Raw genomic sequence first — 12,335 nt, forward strand, 5'->3', positions numbered from 1 at the left:
AATGTTATTAAAAATGAATTAGAATATTGAGAAAGGATGAAAAACCGGCATTAAAACTCTCACGTTAAGAAAATGGATGAATGGAGCGTTAAAAAGGTTTTAGCCCGTAGGGTTTGTAAAATCTTTAGTGAAATGAGAACATTTTTAGTAGAGAGGTTTACGGCCTTGACTTTTTGGTTACTTTTTAGTTTGTTCCCCGAAGGGCATATGAATGCAAATAATTAAAATAGATAAGGAATGAATAAAAAAGTGACATTAAAGAATTTTTAATTTCAAATGTTGTTAAAAGTGAATTTGAGTATTAATAAGAAAAAACACGTAAAACGTTAAGCGTAAAACGTATAACGTAATGCATCACGTAAAACATAATTAAAACCACCTTTATTATGCTAAAAAAAGAATATGAATTATTGAAAAAAGGCGATCCCAAAGCCTTAGAGCAAATTTATTCACGACATAAAAGACTACTTTTTTGGATTGGTAAACAAATAATTACGGATGAATTTGTTGTAGAATGTTTGGTACAAGATGCGTTTCTGAAATTATGGGAATATCGTGAGAAAATTGAAAAACCTGAACATATCTTTTTTTTCACGCGACTTGTTTTGAAACACAGCTGTTATTCGCATTATAGAAGTTCTAAAAATAAATTTTTTAGGTCAGTGCATTCATTGGATAGTTACGAGAATTATGAGAATTATTTGACTGTATACGATCCTTTAGAGGTTGCAGAAAACATAAAGGATAAACTAATACATGACCAACATTATGAAGAAATTAGAAAAATATTACCCTTATTAAGCGCTGAAAGAAAACATTTGATTGAACTCTGCTTGAAATATGGATTTAGATACAAAGCAATTGCCAATGCAATGGGAAAAAGAGTTTCAGAAACGAGCAAGGAGATTAAAAGTGCAATAGAGGATGTTAAGAACCTTATAAATAGTCATGATGTATTCGTGTCTAAAAAAGAAATAATTTCTGAGGAAAAGGCACCAAATCAAATGACCGAAAAACAATCGTTGATTTTAAAGCTTCGATTCGAAATGAAACAATCGTTTATAACCATTGCCAAGACATTAGAACTTTCTCAGAAAGAAGTGCACAATGAATTTGTCGTCGCTTATAAATTGACTCAACAAAACAAGTTTAAACCCCTAAATAACTAAATATGGAAAATTCTACCGTTTTTTTAACACGTAAAATACAGTTAATTGCTGATTTACCAACCCAAGAAGAACGAAAAGAAGTTGTGAGTACGCTTTATAAATGGCAAAATAGATGTTTTATAGCGGCTAATATGATTGTTTCTCATTTGTATGTGCAAGAAATGGTGAAAGATTTTTTTTATTTCTCTGAAGGAATCAAATATAAATTAGCAGACGAAAACAAAGATGATTCTGGTATACTCAAATGGTCACGGTCGACTACAATTTATCGTGTGCTCTCAAAACGTTTTAAGGACGAAGTTCCGATGTATATATTGTCTAGTTTGATCAATACGTTATACCTGTCCTTCAAGAAGGATTGTGTCAAGTATTGGAAAGGGGAACTTTCATTAAAAATTTTTAAACGAGATATAGCAATTCCTTTTAACATAGCGAGGATAAGTAAATTCTCGTATGATACAGATAAAAAATACATTTATTTTAAACTTTATAAAATTCCTTTTAAAACATATCTTGGAAGAGACTATATTGATAATTATAAGCTATTGGAGCAAATAGTAAGTAAAGAAATTAGAATTTGTAGATCACATATTAAATTAGAAAAAAATAAAATATTTTGGGTATTCACGGTAGAAATTGAAAAAGAAAAAAATCAATTACAACCCGATATTATTGCAGAAGTTTCTTTGTCATTAGAATATCCGTTGGTTGTAAAAATAGGTAGATCTCAGCTTACCATTGGTAGCAAAGAAGAATTTCTATATAGAAGATTAGCCATACAAGCTTCTCGTAAAAGAATACTAGAAGGAGTGCCCTTTTGCAAAGGAGGGAAAGGAAAAGCAAGAAAATTAAAAATAGCAAAAAAATTAAAAAATACAGAGAGTAAATATATTCATCATCGGCTACATGTCTACAGTAGAATGTTAATTGATTTTTGTGTGGAAAAAAAAGCAGGAACGATAGTTATTGTAGATCAAGAAGAAAAAATACAAATTGCCAAAGAAGAAAGATTTGTCTTAAGAAACTGGAGCTATTATGAGCTCATACATAAAATAAAATACAAAGCTGATAAAGCAGGTATTGAGCTTATAACAGCTTAAACCATAATTTTGGAGGGTGATTTGTACACCCGTAGGGTGGGGTGATTGTTAACGCTCATCAAATGTGAAAAACATATACAAAGGGGGATTTTTAGGTTTTATTGAAACACGTTAGATGGTCCCAAGATAAAGGCAGGATAAAGGCAGGATAAAGGCAACATAGTGGCAGTAGGGTGGCAGTAGAATGTATGTATAAGGTTTTTGATATGGGATTTACGATGTAAAATGTTTTTATGAACAATTAGATATGAGATTCTTTGAAAGTTCTGAATGACAAGGAATTTGAATATTGAAAAAGAATTAGAAAAATCCGGCATTAAAACTCTCACGTTAAGAAAATGTTTGAGTGCAGCGTTAAAAAGTTTTTAGCCCGTAGGGTTTGTAAAATCTTTAGTGGAATGAGAACATTTTTAGTAGAGAGGTTTACGGCCAAGTCTTTTTTCGTTAGTTTTTTTGACGATTCCCCGAAGGGCATATGAATACCTATAATTAAAATAGATAAGCTATGAATAAAAAAATGAAAGTATACCTCAAATTAACAACGAGTTGAGGTTCTGAACATAATTACGTGAATAAGAGAATAATTAGTAGTTCTTTATTTATTACTTTTTATTCATGGGTTATTATTGTTTTCAAATGAATTCATATACCCTTTGGGGAAGTCTTGATCAAAAAGTAATAAAAAAATCAAGTCTATGCTTACAAGTCGGTCAATAATGGCTATTCGCTAAATGCTTTAAATCATTCACATAAAAATGTGAACAGTAAATCATTTTTAACGCTCTTTACGCCGAATTGACGCTCGACTTTTCAGCAATAACAGTTTATAAATTCTTTGTTGAAAGTGGATTTGAATATTGAAAAAGGATGAAAACCCGGCATTAAAACTCTCACGTTAAGAAAATGGATGAATGGAGCGTTAAAAAGGTTTTAGCCCGTAGGGTTTGTAAAATCTTTAGTGAAATGAGAACATTTTTAGTAGAGAGGTTTACGGCCTTGACTTTTTGGTTACTTTTTAGTCTGTTCCCCGAAGGGCATATGAATACCTATAATTAAAATAGATAAGCTATGAATAAAAAAATGAAAGTAAGAAATAAGTATCACCTGAGCCACACCGTGGCTCCTCCTCTTAATCTCAAATTCTTTATTTCAAATATTTTTTTAAATGATAACGAACCGTTAAGCTGAATTTATTTCAGTTTCTCATTATAGTCAGTCAGAGTTACGTTTTTAAAACGTTGTATCGAAGAATTAGACGATGATAACGAATTATTAAAAAGTATTTGAGATTTTTGAATTACGAATTAAATAGTTACTTATTTATTTATTACAACTACTAAAAAGTCCAATAAACATATTGTTTATCGGACTTTTTAGTGGAAGTTAGTTAGGGGAGTGCATATGCCTCAATTTATTTGAATTGTTTTAATGTCCGTGATCTCCGGAATTACTTAATTTAGCATTCACAAAGAAGGATCCTTTTACAACAATTTGCGCGTTTGGATCAACTTCATTTACGGTTGTAATAGCTGTGTAACCCATATTTGAAGAACCTTTTACAACTTCGATTTTTTCAAAGTTTATCGATTTTTCATTTTTATGTTCTTTGTTCTTTTCGTTCGGATCTTTACTTTCTTCGTCTGTATGCTCTTCTACTTTTTTGTTTGTTTTGACAAAGATGTAAAATTTACCATCCGCTTCTACAATTGCTTCATTGGGAACAGCAGGTGTAGAGGAATTACTTAAGCTTACGGCTCCTGTAATATTCATTCCATTTATCAATCCAGATTTATTTCCTCGTACTTTGCTATGTACTGCAATGGTTTTACTTTCATTTTCGAAAGAAGAACCAATACTGTACACGACTGCTTCGTAACTGTTTCCTGGATTGTTTGTTAATTCAAATTGAATGACTTGACCAACTTTCATTTTAGGTAAATCTTTCTCGAAAACTTGCAAATCTAAGTGAATAGAACTATTATCAATGATTTCAGCGACGGGAGATGAGACATCTACATAACTTCCTATTTGCGCAATAATTTTACTTACTGTTCCACTAATTGGTGCTGTAATTACCATTCCATTTCTCAAATTTGCATTGGTTACTTTAGAAGGATTAATTCCCATCATTTGAAGTTGACGAGATAAAGATGCTTTTTGAGAACGTAATGTTTTCAATTCGGCAGAAGAGTTCTGAAGATTCTTTTTTGCACCAGCATCGTTATCAAACAATTCTTTTTGTCGTCTAAATTCTTGCTCTGCATAGGTAATTCGACTCAAAACAGTTAAGTATTGCTCTTGTGTAATAATAAATTCTGGGTTTGAAATTGTCGCAATTACTTGTCCTTTTTTGACATACGAACCTTCCTGAATTGGCAATGTTTGTATTACTCCACCAAACATAGATGCAACACTTGCCATATTGCTATTCGGAACATTCAAAAGTCCATTTGCTTTAATCATAGCCGTTAGCTCCTTTACTTCAATAGTTCCCAGTTTTACACCAACAGCCTTCATTTGTTCTTCTGTTAGCGTAGCAACTGTTTGTGGCGCTTCTTCGTGCTCAGCTTTTTTTTCCTCGATTGGTTGTTCCGTTTTTGTTTCTTTGGTACAACTACTTAGAAATAATATGGCTAACACGCTATAGATAATGATCTTTATTTTTTTCATTTTATTGATTGATGATAGAATTAATATTGACAACAGTTTGATTGACTTGTTGTATCGATTCAAGATATTTTAATTGAATATCCGTTGCGGTTTGTAAGGCAAAAAGATATTCGACATACGAAATTTCACCAGTTTTATAACCCAATTGAGCTGCTTTTACAATTTTTTCTGCATTTGGAATGGCTTGGTTTACATAATACTCATATTGTTCCCAATCTTGTTGATATTGATTAATTGAATTATCAAGTTGAATCGTTAACTGTTGTTTTTGAAAATTGGCTGTTTCTTGAATGGCTTGTTTATCATATTCCAAAGCTTTGATTTTTGCCTTTGTAGCACCAAACGTTAATGGAATTGCAACACCAAGGTTTACAGAAGTAAAACGATCAAGGCCATTGTAATACCTTTGTACTCCATTTTTTTCGTGCATTCCAATCATCGATAAACTGTTTACACCAAGTGAAAATTCTGGTAAACCTTCGGCTTTTACGACTTCTTTGTTTCGTTCTGTAATTTCCATCTGTTGGTAAAAAGCTTTGAGAGTAGGATTATTATCAATTGTAGAACCGTCTAAAATTCCACTCAATTTTAATGGAATATAATTTGTCTCTTTGGTAATTGTAAAATTCTCTTCGGTATTCAATAATACGTTTAGATTTTTGTACGCATTTGCTAAATACACTTTGTTTTGTTTCAGCAACAAATTGATTTCTCCTTGTTGTGTTTCTGCTGTATTAATTTCGATTTTCTTAATATCACCTGCATTAAATCGAACCGAAGCAATTCGAATAAATTCTAAATAAAGTTTATTTAATTGTTCGAGTTGATCATGGTTATATTCTAAATATTCGATCTGATAGAAATAGGTTCTCACTTGTTTCAACAATTCGTTTGTTGTCACTTCCTTTTGTATCTTCTTGTTATTCACTTCTGATTCTAACACTGCCTTTCGGTGTTTAAAAATCGTTGGAAATGGAATACTTTGAGAAATAGATAAACCATAATCAAATTTTGGACTCGCATATTGCCCAAGTTGTGCTTCCACATTTAATTTTGGTAATTCATTTGCGGTTCCTTTTAAAGCTTCACTTGATGAAATACTTCGTTCATTTGCTTTGATTAATGGATTATTTTCAATTGCAATTTGTTGAGCTTCTTGAATATTAATTGAACGAGTTTGCGCTTGAATAGATTGTCCCATCAAAAACATTCCGATGACAAGGAATGGAAGTGAATTTTTTGAATTCAATTTTATTTTCGGAAGTTTTGAATTAAATATTAAATATAACATTGGTAATACAAATAAGGTTAAAAAAGTAGCTGTGATTAATCCTCCAATGACAACTGTTGCTAAAGGTTTTTGAACCTCGGCACCTGCGCCTGTGGAAATTGCCATCGGTAAAAATCCTAACGATGCAACTGTTGCTGTCATTAATACTGGTCGTAATCGGATATTGGTTCCTTCCATTATTCGTTTTAGAATATTTTTTTCTCCTTCTTTTTCTAATTGATTGAATGTTCCAATTAAAACAATCCCGTTTAAAACAGCTACTCCGAACAAAGCAATAAAACCAATTCCGGCACTAATACTAAATGGCATATCGCGAATAATTAATGCAAAAATACCTCCGATTGCACTCATTGGAATTGCTGTGAAAATTAATGCTGCTTGTTTGAATGAATGAAATGTGAAATACAATAACATAAAAATTAATAATAAGGAGATTGGTACAGCAATCATCAAACGTTGACTAGCTGCTTGCAGATTTTCGAACTGCCCTCCATAGGTGAAATAATAGCCAGAAGGTAATTTGAGTTCATTGTCTAATTTTGTCTGAATATCTTTTACAACCGATTGTACATCGCGATCTTTTACGTTGAAACCAATTACAATTCTTCGTTTTCCTTCTTCGCGACTAATTTGTGAAGCGCCTAATTTATAACTCACATTTGCCACCTGAGAGATCGGAATTTGATTACCAGAACTTGTAGGAATCATTAAATTGTTAATGTCATCAATGCTTTTTCGATGCGCACTATCCAATCGAACAACCAAATCAAAGCGTCGTTCATTCTCGAAAACTTGTCCAGCTGTTTTTCCAGCAAATGCTGTACTCAACATATCATTTACATCTTGAATGTTTAATCCATAATTTGCCATTCGGATTCGGTCATATTCAACATTAATCTGAGGCAAACCACTTACGCGTTCCACTTGTGGCGCTGTAACACCTTCAACAGATTGAATTGCTTTTGAGGTTTTATCTGCATAATAAGAGAGAGAATCTAAATTTTCGCCAAAAATTTTGACAGCTACATCTTGTCGAATTCCTGTCATCAATTCATTAAAACGCATTTGGATTGGTTGATTTTTTTCAAAGAAAACACCAGGAATAACCTCTAGTTTTTCCATCATTTCATCACCTAATTCTTCATAAGAAATGTTACGTTTCCATTCGTCCTTTGGTTTTAGAACCACAATCATATCTGTTGCTTCAGGAGGCATAGGATCTGTAGGAACCTCAGCGGAACCTGTTTTACCAACGACCATTTTTACTTCATCAAATTCTTTTAAAATTCGAGAAGCTTGCATGGATGTTTCTAAACTTTGGGTTAAGGAACTTCCTTGTGGTAAAATACAGTGAAAAGCAAAATCACCTTCTTGTAATTGTGGAATAAATTCGCCACCCATATTTCTGAATTGAATAATTGATACTGCAAAAATTGCAACAGTAATACCAACTAACCAATATTTGATTCGGATTGCTTTTTCTAATAATGGTTCATAAACTTTATGGATTTTCACCATCATTTTATCTGAAAAAGAAGCTTTGAGAGTAGGCTTTTTTGATAAAAATAAAGCACTCATCATTGGGATGTACGTTAACGAAAGAATCAATGCGCCTAGAATTGCAAAGCCAACTGTTTTAGCCATTGGTGTAAACATTTTTCCTTCTACACCAACCAAAGTAAGAATAGGAATGTAGACAATAAGTATGATGATTTCCCCGAATGCGGCTGAATTTCTAATTTTTGAAGCTGAAAGAAAAACCTCTTCATCCATTTCTTTTTGGGTTAATCGATGCGTTGATTTTCTAAGCCCTAGATGATGTAAAGTCGCTTCTACAATAATAACTGCTCCATCGACTATCAATCCAAAATCAATAGCTCCTAAACTCATTAAATTCGCACTCACACCAAAAACATTCATCATTCCTAATGCAAATAATAAGGATAGAGGAATGGCAGATGCAACGATTAAACCAGCTCTTAGATTACCAAGAAAAATAACCAATACAAAAATGACAATTAATGCACCTTCGATCAGATTTTTTTCTACTGTTTTAATTGCACGATTTACTAAATTCGTTCGATCAAGGAAAGGCTCGATGACGATATCATCTGGTAACGATTTTTGAATTGTTGGTATTTTTTCTTTAATTAGATTAACTACTTCATTAGAATTCGCACCTTTTAACATCATCACAACACCACCAACAGCATCTACTTCACCATTGTAAGTCATTGCTCCGTATCGTATGGCATGTCCTAGTCTTACATCAGCTACATCTTTTATAAAAATAGGAACAGTTCCCGTCGCATTTTTTATAGGAATTAATTTTACATCATCTAAAGAAGTTACCATTCCAATTCCTCGAATAAAGTAAGCATTTGGCTTCTTATCGATGTAAGCTCCTCCAGTATTTTGATTATTTTTTTCTAAGGCATCAAAAAGATCCGATACACTAATTCCCATTGCGCGCAATCTATTCGGATCTAAAGCAACTTCGTATTCCTTCAATTCTCCACCGAAACTATTGATCTCAGCAACACCAGGCGTTCCGTTTAATTGTCTACGAACAATCCAATCTTGCATTTCGCGCAATTGTTTTGAATTGTATTTTTTCTCACTTCCCTTTTTAGGATGTAAAATATATTGATAGACTTCTCCAAGACCAGTACTCACAGGTGATAATTCGGGAATGCCAACACCTTGCGGAATGTCTTCTTGTGCTTCTTTTAATTTTTCGTTGACTAATTGACGCGCAAAATAAATATCTACATCTTCTTTAAACACTACCGTAATCACAGATAAACCAAAACGAGAAATACTTCTTGTTTCTTCGATATCAGGAATATTCGCAATACTTTGCTCAATTGGAAAAGTGACCAATTGTTCTACTTCTTGACCAGCTAGAGTAGGGCTGACCGTAATAATTTGGACTTGATTGTTGGTAATATCGGGTACCGCATCTATTGGCAATTTTGTTGCGCTCCATACGCCCCAGATAATCCACAATACAGTCATAATTCCAATAACAATTTTGTTTTGGATACTAAATTTTATGATTTTATCTAACACAGATAATTTGATTAATTGTATTAACATTACCCACTTATTATCAAAATAAATGAGCACAGAAAAGTGTTGACTTCAATTTTATATCAATTGAAATCAATGTGTAGACGAAAAAAGAAATCGTCTCGTTAAGCAATATTTATTTTAGGAGGTTGCCAGATATCGGCATACAATTGGTTTTGAATTGTATTCTTTTTGAATTGTATTTTCTTGGAAGTATTTGGTTCAAAAACTTTAGGAGTTTTTAGTAATCGTGTAAATTTCATTGATGAAATTGTAATTTGACAACAATTACAAACGCACAAAGGACTACATTGATCTTTATGATCTGAATTATCTTTCTCACTATGCACCATAGAAACTTGCGTTCTATTAGTATTTGTGTCTTGACATGGCACAAATGATAGAACATTAACATATAATGCAATTATGAGAATTATAAATTTCATTGTTACAAATGTATAAACATTTTTTTGACTATAATAATTTTACGATGTTAAGATATATTGAAGTTAAGATTGAAAATTTCTATGCATTGATATTATGTGAAATGTAGTTTTATCTTGATACAGATATAAACTTAAAAGCTAGAGGATTCTCGAAATCTCTTTACTCATTAAAAATAAACGAATCAATTTTTATAATATAATTAATAACTATTTAATTTACATTCTATATAAAATAAATTGATTGATTGATAAAACAATTTGATTTTTAATTGATAAGACAAATTACTATATTTATGATATTTACAAAACAAAAATTATTAAACATAAAAAAATAGTATTCATGGAGAATCAAGGAGGTGATATTTCAAAATGCCCTTTCCACAATGGTACAATGTCAAAACCAGTGGCAGGAGAAGGAACACAAAATCAAGATTGGTGGCCAAATCAATTAAAAGTTGATATTTTACGTCAACATTCAAATAAATCGAACCCAATGGGGGAAGATTTTAATTACGCCGAAGAATTTAAAAAATTAGATTTAGAAGCTGTTAAAGCTGATTTAAAAGCTTTGATGACTGATTCTCAAGATTGGTGGCCAGCAGATTTTGGACATTATGGTCCATTTTTCATTCGTATGGCGTGGCATAGTGCGGGTACATACCGTGTGCAAGATGGTCGTGGTGGAGCAGGTGAAGGACAGCAGCGTTTTGCACCGCTTAACTCATGGCCAGACAACGTTTCGTTGGACAAAGCGCGTCGTTTAATTTGGCCTATCAAACAAAAATATGGTAATAAAATTTCGTGGGCAGATTTAATTATCTTAACAGGAAATGTAGCATTAGAGTCGATGGGATTCAAAACGTTAGGTTTTGCTGGTGGTCGTGCTGATGTTTGGGAACCAAATATGGATGTTTATTGGGGTTCTGAAAAAATATGGTTAGAAGAGAGTGGTGGTGCAAATAGCCGTTATTCTGGTGATCGCGATTTAGAAAATCCGTTGGCTGCGGTACAAATGGGATTAATTTACGTGAATCCAGAAGGACCAGATGGTAATCCAGACCCTTTGGCTTCTGCACGCGATATTCGTGATACGTTTGCGCGTATGGCGATGAATGATGAAGAAACATTGGCGTTGATTGCCGGTGGTCACACTTTCGGAAAAACACATGGTGCGGCTTCGGCTGATCATGTAGGACCAGACCCTGAAGCTTCTGATTTGGAAATGCAAGGTTTGGGTTGGAAAAACTCGTACGGAACAGGAAATGCAGGTGATACAATTACATCTGGTATTGAAGTAACTTGGACAAGTAAACCAACAGAATGGTCAAATTTATTTTTAAGTTATTTATTTGGTTTCGAATGGGAATTAACAAAATCTCCTGCAGGTGCTCATCAATGGGTAGCAAAAGATGTAGGCGAAATTATTCCACATGCGCATGATGCTTCAAAAAAATTAAGACCAACGATGTTGACTTCGGATATTGCGTTACGCATGGATCCAGCTTACGAAAAAATTGGACGTCGTTTCTTGGAACATCCAGAAGAATTTGAAGATGCTTTCCGTAAAGCGTGGTTCAAGTTAACTCACCGTGATATGGGACCACTTTCTCGTTATTTAGGTGCAGATGTACCGAATGAAGTATTCACTTGGCAAGATCCAATTCCAGCTGTTACGCATGAATTAATTGACGAGGCTGATATCGCTGATTTGAAAGCGAAAATTTTAGCTTCAGGATTATCTGTTTCAGAATTGGTTTCTACAGCTTGGGCTTCGGCTTCTTCTTTCCGTGGATCGGATAAACGTGGAGGAGCGAATGGTGCGCGTATTCGTTTGGAACCAATGAAAAATTGGGAAGCAAATAATCCAATTCAATTGAATAAAGTCTTAACAGCTTTAGAAAATATTCAACAAGAATTTAATTCAGCGAATTCGTCAAAACAAGTTTCGATTGCCGATTTAATTGTCTTAGGAGGAAATGCAGCGATTGAAAAAGCAGCAAAAGATGCTGGAAAAACAATTACAGTTCCGTTTGCAGCAGGTCGTGGAGATGCAACGCAAGAGGAAACAGAGGTTGAATCTGTAGCGTACTTAGAAACAATTGCAGATGGGGTTAAAAACTACCGCAAAAACACAAGAAGATCTGTTTCGACAGAAGAATTGGTGATTGATAAAGCACAATTGTTAACGTTGACTGCTCCAGAATTGACAGTTTTAGTTGGTGGAATGCGTGCGATGAATGCGAATTATGATGGTTCGAAACATGGTATTTTCACTGATCGTCCAGGTCAATTGACAAATGATTTCTTTGTGAATTTATTGGATATGGGTACTGTTTGGAAAGCGACTGATGAAACGAAAGAAATCTACATGGGATCTGATCGTAAAACAGGAGCGCCAAAATGGACAGGAACTCGTGCAGACTTAGTATTCGGATCAAATTCTGAATTGCGTGCCGTAGCAGAAGTTTATGCACAAGCAGATGCACAAGATAAATTTTTAAATGATTTTGTGGCAGCTTGGAACAAAGTGATGAATGCAGATCGTTTTGATTTGAAATAAATATATGATTGTAACGTCCTGAAAAAA

At 33.4% G+C, this 12,335-nt stretch carries 6 protein-coding genes; 3 read left to right on the top strand and 3 right to left on the bottom strand.

Features of this window, described 5'->3' with window-relative positions; genetic code table 11:
* Nucleotides 1-386 precede the first annotated feature (386 nt).
* Entirely contained in the window at nt 387-1,169 is a 783-nt protein-coding gene (locus B4G36_RS13260) for an RNA polymerase sigma factor (protein WP_291052288.1), read from the top strand.
* A gap of 2 nt (nt 1,170-1,171) precedes the next feature.
* Nucleotides 1,172-2,269 (top strand): hypothetical protein, encoded by a 1,098-nt coding sequence (locus B4G36_RS13265; protein WP_291052291.1) that lies wholly within the window; start codon nt 1,172-1,174, stop codon nt 2,267-2,269.
* Nucleotides 2,270-3,694: 1,425 nt separating this feature from the next.
* On the opposite strand, the gene B4G36_RS13270 is transcribed toward B4G36_RS13265, so the two are convergent.
* The 3 genes from B4G36_RS13270 to B4G36_RS14045 form a co-directional block, all read right to left on the bottom strand.
* Nucleotides 3,695-4,939, bottom strand: coding sequence for an efflux RND transporter periplasmic adaptor subunit (locus B4G36_RS13270; protein WP_291060143.1), 1,245 nt, complete (start codon nt 4,937-4,939; stop codon nt 3,695-3,697).
* Nucleotide 4,940: 1 nt separating this feature from the next.
* Nucleotides 4,941-9,302: a CusA/CzcA family heavy metal efflux RND transporter gene (locus B4G36_RS13275; RefSeq protein ID WP_291064304.1), complete on the bottom strand. Its 4,362-nt coding sequence runs from the start codon at nt 9,300-9,302 to the stop codon at nt 4,941-4,943.
* A gap of 125 nt (nt 9,303-9,427) precedes the next feature.
* The gene (locus B4G36_RS14045) at nt 9,428-9,748 is read right to left on the bottom strand and encodes a DUF6660 family protein (RefSeq protein WP_280061562.1); all 321 of its coding nucleotides are present in this window, start codon (nt 9,746-9,748) and stop codon (nt 9,428-9,430) included.
* 340 nt (nt 9,749-10,088) lie between these two features.
* On the opposite strand from B4G36_RS14045, the gene katG reads away from it, so the two are divergent.
* Nucleotides 10,089-12,308, top strand: a complete 2,220-nt coding sequence (gene katG, locus B4G36_RS13280; protein ID WP_291064303.1) for a catalase/peroxidase HPI — start codon at nt 10,089-10,091, stop codon at nt 12,306-12,308.
* Nucleotides 12,309-12,335: the final 27 nt, after the last annotated feature.

It is taken from the genome of Empedobacter sp. UBA3239, assembly GCF_002362875.1.
Taxonomy (GTDB): Bacteria; Bacteroidota; Bacteroidia; order Flavobacteriales; family Weeksellaceae; genus Empedobacter; species Empedobacter falsenii_B.